The organism is Bifidobacterium dentium JCM 1195 = DSM 20436 (assembly GCF_001042595.1).
GTDB classification, from domain to species: Bacteria; Actinomycetota; Actinomycetes; order Actinomycetales; family Bifidobacteriaceae; genus Bifidobacterium; species Bifidobacterium dentium.
This window is the reverse complement of sequence record NZ_AP012326.1, coordinates 843,448-858,089: the sequence shown is the minus strand read 5'-3', so window position 1 is coordinate 858,089 and position 14,642 is coordinate 843,448. Positions and strand designations below refer to the sequence as shown.

11 protein-coding genes are annotated in these 14,642 nt (G+C 60.4%); 1 reads left to right on the top strand and 10 read right to left on the bottom strand.

All coding sequences use genetic code 11. The annotated features are described in order from the left end of the window. The first annotated feature begins 180 nt into the window (after nt 1–180). A complete protein-coding gene (gene ilvD, locus BBDE_RS03630; protein WP_003840836.1) occupies nt 181–2,040 on the top strand; it encodes a dihydroxy-acid dehydratase in 1,860 nt (619 codons plus the stop codon). 83 nt (nt 2,041–2,123) lie between these two features. Here the strand turns inward: ilvD and BBDE_RS03625 are convergent, their stop codons facing one another. The 10 genes from BBDE_RS03625 to fusA all read right to left on the bottom strand — a co-directional run bounded on the left by BBDE_RS03625 (nt 2,124) and on the right by fusA (nt 14,616). Further along, complete coding sequence (locus tag BBDE_RS03625) at nt 2,124–2,969, bottom strand: IS3 family transposase (RefSeq protein WP_080513433.1); 846 nt, start codon at nt 2,967–2,969, stop codon at nt 2,124–2,126. Then, a complete protein-coding gene (locus BBDE_RS03620) occupies nt 2,930–3,490 on the bottom strand; it encodes an IS3 family transposase (RefSeq protein WP_003837948.1) in 561 nt (186 codons plus the stop codon). Before BBDE_RS03620 ends, BBDE_RS03625 begins: the two co-directional genes overlap by 40 nt. 128 nt (nt 3,491–3,618) lie before the next feature. Next, a complete protein-coding gene (gene gmk, locus BBDE_RS03615) occupies nt 3,619–4,227 on the bottom strand; it encodes a guanylate kinase (protein WP_003844862.1) in 609 nt (202 codons plus the stop codon). Nucleotides 4,228–4,286: 59 nt separating this feature from the next. Then, a complete protein-coding gene (pyrF, locus tag BBDE_RS03610) occupies nt 4,287–5,216 on the bottom strand; it encodes an orotidine-5'-phosphate decarboxylase (RefSeq protein ID WP_126622084.1) in 930 nt (309 codons plus the stop codon). Between the two features lie 2 nt (nt 5,217–5,218). After that, the gene (gene carB, locus BBDE_RS03605) at nt 5,219–8,599 is read right to left on the bottom strand and encodes a carbamoyl-phosphate synthase large subunit (RefSeq protein WP_012902006.1); all 3,381 of its coding nucleotides are present in this window, start codon (nt 8,597–8,599) and stop codon (nt 5,219–5,221) included. Next, on the bottom strand, nt 8,592–9,809 hold the full coding sequence (carA, locus tag BBDE_RS03600; RefSeq protein WP_012902005.1) for a glutamine-hydrolyzing carbamoyl-phosphate synthase small subunit: 1,218 nt from the start codon (nt 9,807–9,809) through the stop codon (nt 8,592–8,594). Before carA ends, carB begins: the two co-directional genes overlap by 8 nt. Nucleotides 9,810–9,898: 89 nt before the next feature. Then, on the bottom strand, nt 9,899–10,342 hold the full coding sequence (gene nusB, locus BBDE_RS03595) for a transcription antitermination factor NusB (protein ID WP_003836841.1): 444 nt from the start codon (nt 10,340–10,342) through the stop codon (nt 9,899–9,901). Between the two features lie 25 nt (nt 10,343–10,367). Further along, nucleotides 10,368–10,931: an elongation factor P gene (gene efp / locus BBDE_RS03590; protein WP_003836842.1), complete on the bottom strand. Its 564-nt coding sequence runs from the start codon at nt 10,929–10,931 to the stop codon at nt 10,368–10,370. A 183-nt stretch (nt 10,932–11,114) separates the two neighbouring features. After that, a complete protein-coding gene (tuf, locus tag BBDE_RS03585) occupies nt 11,115–12,314 on the bottom strand; it encodes an elongation factor Tu (RefSeq protein WP_003836844.1) in 1,200 nt (399 codons plus the stop codon). Between the two features lie 172 nt (nt 12,315–12,486). Next, entirely contained in the window at nt 12,487–14,616 is a 2,130-nt protein-coding gene (gene fusA / locus BBDE_RS03580; protein ID WP_003836847.1) for an elongation factor G, read from the bottom strand. Nucleotides 14,617–14,642 lie beyond the last annotated feature (26 nt).

The following is a 14,642-nucleotide window of genomic DNA, read 5'->3' as shown; positions in this document are numbered from 1 at the left end:
CAGATAAGCGCGAAGCTTCTTTTCCAATCTCGTAAGTATAGAGGCGCAGCTGGACGGACGCAATCCCCACACAGGGCATTCGGAGCCGCCTTGCCGTCCGGGGAATGTAACGCTTATGAAAATTCCACATAGTGACTCTTGACAAAACGCGTGTCCCGTTCGGCCAGCACAATAGAAGGCATGGAAATGCGATCTGCAAAACTGATGAATGGACGAGTATTCGCGGGCGCACGCGCCCTCTACCGTGCCGCCGGCGTGGACGGCAAGGACTTTGGCAAGCCGATCATCGCCATTGCCAACTCCTTTGACGAGTTCCTGCCGGGCCATGTGCACCTGAACAAGGTCGGCCGACTGATTTCCGAAGCCATCAAGGAGGCCGGCGGCATCCCCCGTGAGTTCAACACGATGGCCGTCGACGACGGCATCGCCATGGGTCACACCGGCATGCTTTACTCCCTGCCGAGCCGCGATATCATCGCCGACACCGTGGAATACCAGGTGAATGCGCACTGCGCCGACGCCCTGATCTGCATCCCGAACTGCGACAAGGTCGTGCCGGGCATGCTCATGGCCGCATTGCGCCTGAACATCCCTACCGTATTCGTCTCCGGCGGCCCGATGGAGGCCGGTACCACCGTACTGCCCGACGGCACCGTGAAGAAGAACACCGATCTGATCGACGTGATGTACGCCTCCGCCGACGACAATCTGGACGAAGAGGCCCTGCTCGCCTACGAGAAGACCGTCTGCCCGACCTGCGGCTCCTGCGCCGGCATGTTCACCGCCAATTCGATGAACTGCCTGACCGAAGCCATCGGCCTGGCGCTTCCCGGCAACGGCACCATCCTCGCCTCCCACTCCTACCGCAAGGATCTGTTCAAGCGCGCCGCCGAACAGATCGTCAAGATCGCCAAGCAGTACTACGACGAGGACGATGAGACCGTGCTGCCGCGTTCCATCGCCACCAAGAAGGCCTTCGAGAACGCCATGACCATGGATGTGGCCATGGGCGGTTCCACCAACACCGTGCTGCACATCCTCGCCATGGCCCAGTCCGCCGATGTGGACTTCACCCTTGACGACATCGAACGCATCTCGCATACCGTGCCGTGCATCTGCAAGGCCTCGCCGTCCGGTGAATGGGAGATTTCCGACGTGCACCGCGCAGGCGGCATCACCGGCATCCTCGGCGAACTCGACCGTGCGGGCAAGCTGCACCGCGACGTGCATTCCGTCGATTACAAGACTCTGGAAGACAAGCTCAACGATTGGGACATCATGCGCGACTCCTGCACCGAGGAGGCGCAGCAGATGTACAAGGCCGCTCCGGGCCACATCGTCTCCCCCGATCCGTGGACGCACACCACGCTGTTCGATTCGCTCGACCGCGACCGTGTCAACGGCGCCATCCATGACATCGACCATCCGGCGGTCACCGAAGGCGGCCTAGCCGTGTTGCGCGGCAACCTCGCTCCCGACGGCTGTGTGGTCAAGACCGCAGGCGTGCCGAAGGAGATTTGGACGTTCCGTGGACCGGCTCTGGTCGTGGAATCCCAGGAGGAGGCCATCGAGGTCATCCTCAACGATACGCTGAAGCCAGGCATGGCCCTGGTGATTCGCTATGAGGGTCCGAAGGGCGGACCGGGCATGCAGGAGATGCTGTATCCGACTTCCTTCGTCAAGGGCAAGGGCATCGGCAAGGAAGTGGCCCTCCTGACCGACGGTCGTTATTCCGGCGGCTCCTCGGGCCTGTCCATCGGCCACATCGCGCCTGAAGCGGCGAACAAGGGACCGATCGCGCTGATCAAGAACGGTGACATCATCACCATCGACATTCCGAACCGTACTGTGAACGTCGAGCTGACCGATGATGAGCTGGCCCAGCGTCGCGCCGAGATCGAAGCCGGAGACGGCTACGTGGCGCACCGCGACCGCAAGGTGTCCCAGGCGCTCAAGGCCTATGCGGCCTTCGCCCGCTCCGCCGACAAGGGTGCGACCCGAGACCCGGAGCTGATCAACAGGCTCTCCGGTCTCGCCTGAGAACCCTGTAGAACTCAAAAAAGGGGGTTACGCGGAAATGAACTGCGCCCCGATTGTTGGACGTTGTTAAATAGGATACAGGTCTAGGCTGCGAGGGACACGCTTCGGAATTCCTCCGGGGTGTGTCCCTCGAGTCGTATCTGGCGTCGTCTGGTGTTCCAGTGGATGACGTACGCGTCAAGTTCTCGTTTGAATTGCTCGTACGAGTCGAATTCGCGCCCCCGGTAGAACTCGTCCTTGAGGTGTCCGAAGACCTGTTCGGTGGCGGCGTTGTCCAGGCAGTTGCCCTTGCGGCTCATGGACTGGCGGATGCCCAGCCGTTCGAGCTCCCCGCGCCACCACGGGTGCTGGTACTGCCATCCCATGTCCGAGTGCAGGATCGGGTTCGCGCCCCCGGGCAGCCTGGCTTCGAGCATGGCGAGCAGACGCCGCTGCTGCCCCATGCCGGGGTGCCGGCTCACGTCCCAGGCGACGATTTCCTTGCTGGCCATGTCGTACACGGGCGCGAGGTAGGCCTTGCCGCCCGCGACCTTGAATTCGGTGACGTCGGTGCCGAGTTTTTCGAACGGCTTGCCGGCGGTGAAGTCGCGTTTGAGCAGGTTCGGCACCCCTCCGCCAGCGTCGCCCCTGTACGAGCTGTAGCCTCTCCATGGATTCCTGGCGCGGATCGGGCATCTGAGTCCCATGCGGCGCATGACCCTCAGGACGCTCTTGGCCGACACCTTCTGTCCGAACTCGTGGACCAGGCACATATGGATCTGCCGGTGGCCGCACCCGTTGGCCGTCCTTTCCCAGATCTCTGCGACCATGGGATCGAGGTCGGGGCGCGTCTCATGCGCCGGATGCGACAGATGGTGGAAATACGTGGATCTCGCCAACCCGCTGATCTTCAGCAGGTGGTCGAGCCGGTGCCCCTGCCCTGCGAGCAGTCGGACGACGGCGCTTCGCTCGCGCTTCGTGACTTCTGCGCCCGCAGGGCCCGGAGTTTTTCCAGGTACGCGACCTTCGCCTTCAGGTAGGCGACCTCCTCGGTCAGCTCCTGCTCCCGCGTGGGTTTCGGCCTTGGCTTGGATTTCGCGCCTTTAGGCCTGCCCTTGGGCTTCGGCCTCAACGCCTCCGCGCCACCGGCACGGTATTCGCGGCACCAACGCTGCAGCGGGGCGATGCTCGCTATCCCGTACCTGGCCATGACCTCGGCCACGCTCAAGCCGTTCTCGACGTGGTCCCGCGCCGCCGCGACCTTCGTCTCCCAGTCATAACGCCTGTTGCCGGTGGTTCCCATGACCGCCTCCCCGCCGTTGGATCTGTACAGCATGATCCATTTTTCCGCAGTCTGCACGGGCATCGCAAACCGACGGGCGAGGGAGCGTTTGCCCACGCCGGCCTCAATGAGCCTCAGCGCCTCGCGCCGGAACCCGTCGTCATAGTGCTTCCTCCGATCCTCACGCATACGAAAGAACCACACCTCCAATCATCGAATCCGAATTTCTTCAGTCCAATAATCGGGGTGCGGTTCAAAAACCCGCGTAACCCCCTTTTCGTATTCCCGCCCTCTGCGGTCGTCGTACCGACTGGAACCTACAGTCCGAACTCCGTGGCGATGATATTCCACAGCTGCGCGGCTGCATCCTCCACCACTTCGTTGACAATCACCACATCGAATTCCGATTCGGCCGCCAGTTCAATCTTCGCCGTTTCAAGTCTTTTGGCCTGCTGTTCCGCTGTTTCGGTACCACGCCCGATCAAGCGCCGCTTGAGCTCTTCGAACGACGGCGGTGCGATGAACACGGTCATCACATCGAGGCCGAGCTCTTCCGCCCGTTCCTTGACACGTCGTGCTCCCTGGATATCAATCTCCAACACGGTCGGAACATTCTGTTCCAAATGTTCCACAACCGGTTGAATCGGCGTACCGTAATGCGCCAGACCGAACACGTCGGCGGTTTCCAGAAACTCACCTCGGGCCTCCCTGTCGAGGAATTCCCGTTCGCTCATGAAGTAGTAGTTCACGCCATCCACCTCACCGGGGCGTGGCTGACGCGTAGTTGCCGATACCGATAACCAGATTTCCGGATGCTGCGCACGTACACGGCCAAGTACGGTGCCTTTGCCTACGCCTGCGGGTCCGCACAGCACAATCAGTCTTCCGTGACGGGTGGTTGCGTCTTCGTTATGTACACAAGTCATGAATGCAACATCCTTGATTGGTTATCGTCTGCGTATGCAAGCCGGAAAACGGCATTCGCCTAGTCGACTTCGTCGATCTCGTCACCTTCGGTGGAAGCTTCCAGCAACGCCTGACGAATGTCAAGAGCCACGGATTCAGTGGCTTCAGTCAGAGCGGCGATGCTGGGGCCATGTGCCGCGATGAAGCGGGAGACAGTGACCAGCACGTTGCCCTTGGTGCCTTTGAACACGGTTTTCAGATCACGTTTTTCGGCGCCTTGCCATCCATAACCCGGCGATAGGATCGGGCCGGTGAATTTCGATGGATCCACGCCGCTGTCGTTGATCCACTGGCCGATGGTGGCGCCGATGATCAGACCTACGGAGCCCATGCCATCAATGCCGTTATTGAACTTCTGCGCAGTGCTGGCGATACCGAAGGCCACGGTCTTGCCCTTGTATTCCCCTGCCTGGCGGATGGCGGTCTGCAGGCTGGCCCCCTCCTGATTGGAGGTCAACGATGCGATGAATACGCCCCGCCCGTTGTTGAGGGCGTCGTTGATGACGCCTCCGAGCGAACGTGCGCCGTAATACGGCAGCAACGTGATGGCATCGGCCAGCAAGGGAGCGCCCGGTTTGAAGTAGGCGTCGGCGAATGCCGAAACCGTGGTCGGCAACCCTCCGTGCAGGCAGTCCACGATGGTGATGGTGCCCATCTGACGTGCCGCATAGAGCACACGCTCGAGCGCCGCGATGCCTTTGGAACCGTAGCGCTCGAACATGGAGAATTGGAATTTGACGGCCGCAGCCCGACCGTTGGCGGCTTGGAGCATACGCATGGCGTATAGCTCCGCACCCAAGGCATCCACGTTGTAGCCCCAGTCGATGAGAAGTTGTCGATGTGGATCGATACCGACGCACAACGGACCATATTTGGCCATGGAATTGCTCAGACGCAGACCGAAATCGGACCGTTGGGCGTTTAACTCTTCATTGCTGAGGCTACTCATCATTACTCACGGCTTTCCAGTTCGAACAGCTGCTTGGAATGATCCTGAATGCTCATGATCTGGTAATCATTATTCTTTACGGCCTCGATCGCCATCAGCACGGCGGAGAACTCCGTCATGGTGGTGAACTGAGGCAGATCGGCTGCAATCGCGGCCGAACGGATGGCATAGCCATCGGAGCGGGAGCCACGGGAATTCGGCGTGTTGAGGATGAGGTCGATGGCACCCTCCTCAATCAGCTGAACCACGTTCTTGCCGACGCTGCCCTCCGCGTGGTAGGTGGTGACCGGATCTTCCGGATCGGAATCCATGCGCACGCTGATCTTATCCACGATCTTGGAGTCGATGCCATAGCGGCGCAGTACGGAGGCGGTGCCTTCGGTGGCCCAGATGTTGAAGCCGAGCTCCACCAATCGGGCGGCGAACAGCGGCAGCTGACGCTTGTCGGTGTCGTTCACGGAGATGAACACGTTGCCGCTGGTCGGCAGGCCTCCGTCGTAGGCGGCGAGCTGGCTCTTGGCGAAGGCGTGCGGGAAGTCACGGTCGAAGCCCATGACCTCACCGGTGGAACGCATCTCCGGTCCAAGCAGCACATCGACGGTCTTGCCCAACGAGGTACGGAAACGCTTGAACGGCAATACGGATTCCTTGACGGCCACCTGCTGGCCACGGCGGATGTCACCACCGTCACCGTGAGGCAGCAACAGGCCATTGTCTCGCTGCTGCTGGATGGTTTCGCCGGCCATGATGCGGGCGGCGGCCTTGGCCAGAGCCACACCGGTGGCCTTGGAGGCGAATGGCACGGTACGGGAAGCACGCGGATTGGCTTCGATCACATACAGCGTATTGGCCATGAAGGCGTACTGTACGTTGATCAGGCCCTGAACGCCGCATCCCTTGGCAATGGCGTACGTACCCTCACGCAGACGACGGATCTGGTCGTCGGACAGGGTGCTCGGGGGCAAGGTGCAGGCCGCATCGCCGGAATGCACGCCGGCCTCTTCGACATGCTCCATGATGCCGCCGATGTAGAGTTCCTCGCCGTCGAACAAGGCATCGACGTCGATTTCCACGGCATCCTGCAGGAACTTGTCGATCAGCAACGGCGAAGGCAGACGGCCGGAGACCACGGTATCGGCCTGGGCCTCCCTAAGGGCGCGGTCGACATACTTGCGCAGCTGGGCGTCGTCATAGACGATTTCCATGCCACGGCCGCCAAGCACGTAGCTCGGGCGCACCAGCACCGGGTAGCCGATGCCATGGGCAGCCTCGCGAGCCTCTTCCAAGCTCAATGCGGTACCGTAACGCGGCGCGTTCATGTCGGCCTTTTTGAGCACCTCGCCGAAAAGCTCACGGTTCTCGGCCAAGTCGATGGATTCCGGCGTGGTGCCGAGAATCGGTACACCGGCGGCCTTGAGGCGCGCGGCCAACGACAGCGGGGTCTGACCGCCGAGCTGCACGATGACGCCCTTGACCGGACCCATCTTCTTTTCGGCTTCGTAGATTTCCAGCACATCTTCGAAGGTGAGCGGCTCGAAGTACAGACGATCGGACATGTCATAATCGGTCGACACGGTTTCCGGGTTGCAGTTGACCATGATGGTGTCATAGTCCTTGCCCAGCTCCTGCACGGCGTGCACGCAGGTATAGTCGAACTCGATGCCCTGGCCGATGCGGTTCGGACCGGAACCGAGGATGATCACCGCCTCGCGATCACGCGGACGCAATTCGGTCTCATCGGCATAGCAGGAGTAGTAATACGGCGTGGCCGCATCGAATTCGGCAGCGCAGGTGTCGACGGTCTTGAACACCGGACGCAGGTCATAGGTCCAGCGCAGTTCACGGATGGTGTTCTCACCTTCATCGCCGAGGTGGCGCAGATGAGCGATCTGCAGATCGGACAGACCTGCGAGCTTGGCCTTCTTGAGCAGCCTTCCGGTGAGCTTCTCAGCGTTCCTGACCTCCAATGCGGTCTCATTGATGAGTTCGAACTGGCGGATGAACCACGGATCAATCTTGGTGGCCGCGAAGATCTGCTCTTCGGTGGCACCGCCCCACAGGGCACGCTGAATCTGCAGATAGCGATGTTCGGTCGGCACCTTGATGGCTTCGAGCAGCTGTTCGACCTCTTCGGCGGATGGCTTGTCGCCGTCCCAGTTGAAGCCCATATGACGCTTGTCGATGGAGCGCATGGCCTTGCCAAGGGATTCCTGGAAATTGCCGGCCAGTGCCATGGCCTCGCCGACAGACTTCATGGAGGTGGTCAAGGTCGGGTCGGCACCCGGGAACTTCTCGAATGCGAAGCGCGGCACCTTGGTGACCACGTAGTCGATGGTTGGCTCGAAGCTGGCCGGAGTGGACTGCGTGATATCGTTCTGGATTTCATCGAGCGTGTAGCCAAGAGCCAGCTTGGTCGCGATCTTGGCGATCGGGAAGCCGGTGGCCTTGGAAGCCAGCGCGGACGAACGGGACACACGCGGGTTCATCTCGATGACGATGATACGGCCGGTATCAGGGTGGATTGCGAACTGAATGTTGCAGCCACCGGTGTCGACGCCCACGCCACGGATGATGGCGATGCCGATATCGCGCAGCTTCTGGTATTCGCGATCGGTCAGAGTGAAGACCGGGGCCACGGTGATGGAGTCGCCGGTGTGCACGCCGACCGGATCAACGTTTTCGATCGGGCAGACGACCACGACGTTGTCCTTCTTGTCGCGCATCAGCTCGAGCTCATATTCCTTCCAGCCCTCGATGCCCTCTTCGATCAGGACCTCGTCAGTCGGCGAATAATGGATGCCGGCACCGGCGATGCGGTGCAACTCCTCTTCGTCGTGCGCGATGCCGGAACCAAGGCCGCCCATGGTGAAGCTCGGGCGGACGACCAGCGGATAGCCGAACTTTTCGGCGATCCTGTCGACTTCCTCGATGGAGTGCGCGATGTCGGAACGTGCGGATTCGGCGCCGGCCTCCTCCACGACCTTCTTGAACAGTTCGCGGTCCTCGCCGCGGTCGATGGCCTCGAGGGAGGCACCAATCAGCTCGACGTCGTACTTCTTCAGCACACCGGCCTCACCGAGAGCCATGGCGGCGTTCAGGGCGGTCTGGCCGCCGAGCGTCGGCAGCAGTGCGTCAGGACGTTCTTTGGCGATGATCTGTTCGAGAATCGGGGTGGAGATCGGTTCGATGTAGGTGGCGTCGGCCATTTCCGGATCGGTCATGATGGTGGCCGGATTCGAGTTGACCAGAATGACGCGAATGCCCTCTTCACGAAGCACGCGGCAGGCCTGGGTGCCCGAATAATCGAATTCCGCGGCCTGGCCGATCACAATCGGGCCGGAGCCGACGACCATCACGGACTTGATGTCTGTGCGCTTAGGCATTGCGGTTTTCCTCCTTGGCGGAACGCATGAGATCCACAAAACGATCGAACAGGTATGCGGCGTCGTGCGGGCCGGCGGCGGCCTCCGGATGGTATTGCACGGAGAACGCCGGGATGTCGACGCACTGCAGGCCTTCGACCACATTGTCGTTCAGGTCGATGTGGCTGACGAACACCTTGCCATACTTGCCGTCGCCGAACGGCGCATCCACGGTTTCGCCGATCGGGGCATCCACGGCAAAGCCATGGTTATGAGCGGTGATTTCAATCTTGCCGGTGGTCATGTCCTTGACCGGCTGGTTGATGCCACGGTGGCCGAACTTCAGCTTGTAGGTGCCGAAGCCGAGTGCGCGACCGAGCAGCTGGTTGCCGAAGCAGATGCCGAAGAACGGATGGCCCGCGTCAAGCACCTTGCGTAGCAGACTCACTTCCGGATCGGCCTGTTCCGGGTCGCCCGGGCCATTGGAGAAGAACACGCCGTCGGGATTGAGGGCTTCGAGCTCGTCGAAGGTGATGGTGGACGGCACGACATGCACGCGGCAACCACGTTCGGCCATACGGTGAGGTGTCATGGCCTTGATGCCGAGATCGACCGCAGCCACGGTGAACAGCGGCTCCTTGCCTTCGAATTCGCCGCACGGCTCGATGGTGTAGGCCTCGTCGGTGCTGACCTCGTCGTACAGGCTCATGCCCTTCATCTGCGGAGTGGCCTTGACCTCGTCAAGCATGGATTCAATGGTGCGCGGCTTGCCGGATGCGTCAAGCAGGGCGTCTCCGGAGAAAATGGCGGCACGCATCACGCCCGCGGAACGCAGATGGCGTACCAGCTTGCGGGTGTCGATATGGCTGATGCCGACGATATGGTTCGATTCCAGATCATCGTCAAGGCTACCCGTGGCACGCCAATTGCTCACGTTCGGACTGGGGTCACGCACGACATATCCGGCGACCCAGATTCTGGAGGATTCCGGATCCTCCTGGTTGATTCCCGTGTCCCCGATGTGCGGGAACGTCTGTACCACGATCTGACGATCGTAGCTGGGGTCCGTAAGCGTTTCCTGATATCCGGTCATGCCGGTCGCGAAAACGATCTCCCCGCTGGTCGTACCGATCGCACCGTAAGGTTCGCCCACATACACTTGACCGTCTTCGAGAACGAGAACGGCATCCTGAGGGGCAAAAGTCACGGCTTCGGAATCATACTGGTTCACCAAAACCCCCTTATAGTCAAGGTATTCGTACCAAGGATAGCGGCCGGTTAGGACTCGCGACCCGGCCGAATCGCTTGCCTTTCGGCTGTTTACTGAGCCGAATCGTCGGTCGGGTGGTCATCCACCTGAACATCACCCGCGTCGGCGCTCACCGCGCTGAGCAGGCCATGGATGAATGCCGGGGAATCGTCATCGCACAATGTCTTGGCGAGGCCCAGAGCCTCATCGATCGCCACCATATTGGGCACATCATCGTTGAACATGATCTCCCAAACGGCAATGCGCAGGATATTGCGGTCGACAACGCCCATGCGCTTGACCTTCCAACCCGTGGAGTGCTCATCAAGCACGGAATCGATCCGGTAAAGATTCTCTGCAACGCCACGAACGATTTCGATGGCATAATCAGGCAGCGGTGTCTGAGCGCCGGGCTGCTCGATGCGCTCAGCAAGAAGGGACAGGATGTCCTGTCCCTTCTCATCCGCTTCATACAACGTATTCAGAGCCCTTTTGCGAGCGGTGGAACGTGCCATGGAAGCTTCTTTCGTCCTTCTACTCTCAGTTCTCGCGGCCGAGGTAGGAGCCGTCGGTGGTGTTCACCTTGACCTTCTCGCCTTCGCCGATGAACAGCGGCACCTGAATCTCAGCACCGGTCTCGACGGTGGCCGGCTTGGTGCCGGCGTTGGATCGGTTGCCCTGCAGGCCCGGCTCGGTGTGGGTCACGGTCAGGATCACGGAGGCCGGCAGTTCCACCGACAGCGGGGTGCCGTCATGGAAGGAGACGACGCAGTCGGTGCCTTCGAGCAGGTACTTGGCCTGATCGCCGACCAAGGTCTTCGGGATGTAGATCTGGTCGTAAGTGGTCATGTCCATGAACACGAAGTTGTCGCCGTCCTCATAGGAATACTGGAGGTTACGGTTGTCGACGGTCTCGAATTCCATCTTCATGCCAGCGTTGAAGGTCTTGTCGACGATCTTGCCGGAAAGCACGTTCTTGATGGTGGTGCGCACGAAGGCGGGACCCTTGCCCGGCTTGACGTGCTGGAACTTGATGACGGACCACAGCTGGCCGTCGAGGTTCAGGACGGAACCGTTCTTGATGTCATTGGTAGTCTGTGCCAAATTAACTCACCTATTTCTTCGACTAACAGGGAAAGCTCAAAAATAGCCTTGCCCATTATGCCACGGCGTGCATACTTTGATTGCGCACCTTCCATATATATGGGAAAACCTCCCCAGACGTGGGTCTGGGGAGGTTTTCCTGAGAAACGCTAGTTCAAGCGTGCCTTGCGATATCGGGTAAAACTACTCGATGATCTTGGTGACACGGCCCGAGCCGACGGTGTGGCCACCTTCGCGCACTGCGAAGGTCAGGCCCTCTTCCATAGCGATCGGCTGGATCAGCTCAACGCCGAAGGTAGCGTGATCGCCCGGCTGCACCATCTCAACGCCTTCCGGCAGGGTGATGACGCCGGTGACGTCGGTGGTACGGAAGTAGAACTGCGGACGGTAGTTGGAGAAGAACGGCGAGTGACGGCCGCCTTCGTCCTTGGTCAGCACGTAGACTTCGCCCTCGAACTTGGTGTGCGGGGTCACGGAGCCCGGAGCAGCCAGAACCTGGCCACGCTCGACCTGGTCACGGTTGATGCCGCGGAGCAGCAGACCGGTGTTGTCGCCAGCCTCGCACTCGTCCATCTGCTTGTGGAAGGTCTCGATGGAGGTGACGGTGGTGGTCTGGGTCGGACGGATGCCGACGATCTCAACGTTGGAGTTGACCGGGAGCTTACCACGCTCGACACGGCCGGTAACCACGGTGCCACGGCCGGAGATGGTGAACACATCTTCGATCGGCATCAGGAACGGCTTGTCCAGATCGTGGGTCGGGGTCGGGATGTACTCGTCGACGGCCTTCATGAGTTCCTTGACGGACTCAACCCACTTGTCGTGGTCCGGAGCGTCATCGTGCAGCGCGCCGTAGGCGGAGGTGTGGATGACCGGGCAATCGCGATCGAAGCCGTTTTCGTCGAGGAGGTCACGGACCTCTTCCTCAACGAGCTCGATGAGCTCTTCGTCGTCGACCATATCGCACTTGTTCAGGGCGACGAGGATACGCGGCACGCCCACCTGACGAGCGAGCAGCACGTGCTCGCGGGTCTGAGCCATCGGGCCGTCGGTGGCGGCCACAACGAGGATAGCGCCATCCATCTGGGCAGCGCCGGTGATCATGTTCTTCACGAAGTCGGCGTGGCCCGGGCAGTCGACGTGAGCGTAGTGACGCTCAGCGGTCTGGTACTCGATGTGGGCGATGTTGATGGTGATACCACGCTGCTGCTCTTCCGGAGCGGCGTCGATCTGGTTGAAGTCGTAGGCCGGGTTGATGTCCGGGTACTCTTCGTGCAGGACCTTGGAGATGGCTGCGGTCAGGGTAGTCTTACCGTGATCGACGTGGCCGATGGTACCAATGTTAACGTGCGGCTTAGTACGCTCGTACTTTTCCTTTGCCATGTGTTTTGTCCTCCTGGACGTCTCGTAGTAAACAGCCTTGAACTCGGTTCAAGGCACTCGCTACATATTACTGGGTTTGACGGGTTTGTGCCACTTTGGAGCCCGAACCCAGTCAGCGCTACAAAATACTAACGCTGACTGGAGACAGTTTCCAATGAAGCGGCGGCGTGTGTCACTCGCCGCGCTGGGCCTTGATGATCTCCTCGGAGACGTTCTTCGGAACCTCTGCGTAGGAGTCCATCTGCATGGTGAACATTGCACGGCCCTGGGTCTTGGAGCGCAGGTCGCCGATGTAGCCGAACATCTCGGACAGCGGAACCTTGGCGTCGATGACCTTGACACCGGTGGAATCGGTCATGGACTGGATGGAACCACGACGGGCGTTCAGATCGCCCATCACATCGCCCATGTACTCTTCCGGGGTACGCACTTCCACGGCCATGATCGGCTCGAGGATGACCGGCTTGGCCTTCGGGGCAGCTTCCTTGAAGCACATGGAACCTGCGATCTTGAAGGCCATTTCGGAGGAATCGACATCGTGGACCTGACCGTCGGTGACGGTTGCCTTGACGCCAACCACCGGGAAGCCGGCGAGAATGCCGGATTCCATGGCTTCCTGCACGCCTGCATCGATGGAAGGAATGAATTCCTTGGTGATGTGGCCGCCGGTAACCTCGTTGGCGAACTCGTAGGTCTCGCCCTCTTCGGTGTTCAGCGGTTCGAAGTTCATCAGAACCTTTGCGAACTGGCCGGAACCACCAGTCTGCTTCTTGTGCGTGTATTCCTGGTTCATGACGGCCTTGCGGATCGTCTCGCGGTATGCAACCTGCGGGTTACCGACGTTGCACTCCACCTTGAACTCACGACGCATACGGTCGACGATGATGTCGAGCTGCAGCTCGCCCATGCCGGAGATCAGGGTCTGGCCGGACTCTTCGTCGGTCTTCACCTGGAAGGTCGGATCCTCGTCGGACAGCTTCGCCAGAGCGATGCTCATCTTCTCCTGATCGGCCTTGGTCTTCGGCTCCACGGCCACCTCGATCACCGGATCGGGGAAGGTCATGGATTCGAGAGAGATCGGAGCCTTCTCGTCACACAGGGTGTCACCGGTGGTGACGTTCTTCAGGCCCACGAAGGTGTAGATGTTGCCGGCTTCGGCGGCGTCCACCGGGTTCTCCTTGTCGGCGTGCATCTGGAAGATCTTGCCGACGCGTTCCTTCTTCTCCTTGGTGGAGTCGAGCACGGTGTCGCCCGGCTTGACGGCGCCGGAGTAGACGCGCACGAAGACGAGCTTGCCGTAGAACGGGTGCGTAGAGATCTTGAAGACCAGAGCGGCGAACGGGTCATCGGTCGTCGGGTGACGATCGATTTCGTGGGACTCGTCCTTCGGATCGAAACCGACGATGGACGGCACGTCCTCCGGGCTCGGCAGGTAGTCGACGACGGCGTCCAGCATCGGCTGAACACCCTTGTCCTTGAAGGCGGAGCCGCACAGCACCGGATAGGCTTCACGGTTGATGGTGAGCTTACGGATGCCGGAGCGGATCTCGTCTTCGGTCAGTTCTCCGGACTCGAGGTACTTCTCGAGCAGTTCCTCGTCGGACTCGGCGACCTGGTCGAGCAGCTCTGCACGATACTGCTCAGCCTTGTCCTGCAGATCGGCCGGGATGTCGGTGGTGTCGTAGTGGGCACCCATATCATCCTTGACGTCGTTCCAGACGTAGGCCTTCATGCGGATCAGGTCGACGACGCCGGCGAAGTCGTTCTCAGCGCCGATCGGCAGCTGCACGACGAGCGGGGTCGCACCCAGCTTGGTCTTGATGGTGTCGACGGAGTAGTAGAAATCAGCGCCGAGCTTATCCATCTTGTTGATGAAGCAGATACGCGGAACGCCGTACTTGTCGGCCTGACGCCACACGGTCTCAGACTGCGGCTCCACGCCTTCCTTGCCATCGAACACGGCAACGGCGCCATCGAGCACTCGCAGGGAACGTTCCACCTCGGCCGTGAAGTCCACGTGGCCCGGGGTATCGATGATGTTGATCTGGAACTTCTGCTTCTCGTCATGGGTCTGACGATTCCAGAAGCAGGTGGTGGCCGCGGACTGGATGGTGATGCCGCGCTCCTGCTCCTGAGCCATGAAGTCCATCGTCGAGGCGCCATCGTGGGTCTCGCCGATCTTGTAGTTCTTGCCGGTGTAGTACAGGATACGCTCGGTGGTGGTGGTCTTGCCGGCATCGATGTGAGCCATGATGCCGATGTTACGGATCTGGTTGAGATCAGTAAGCACGTCTAGTGCCATGAGTATTCCTTAACTCTCGTTACTCG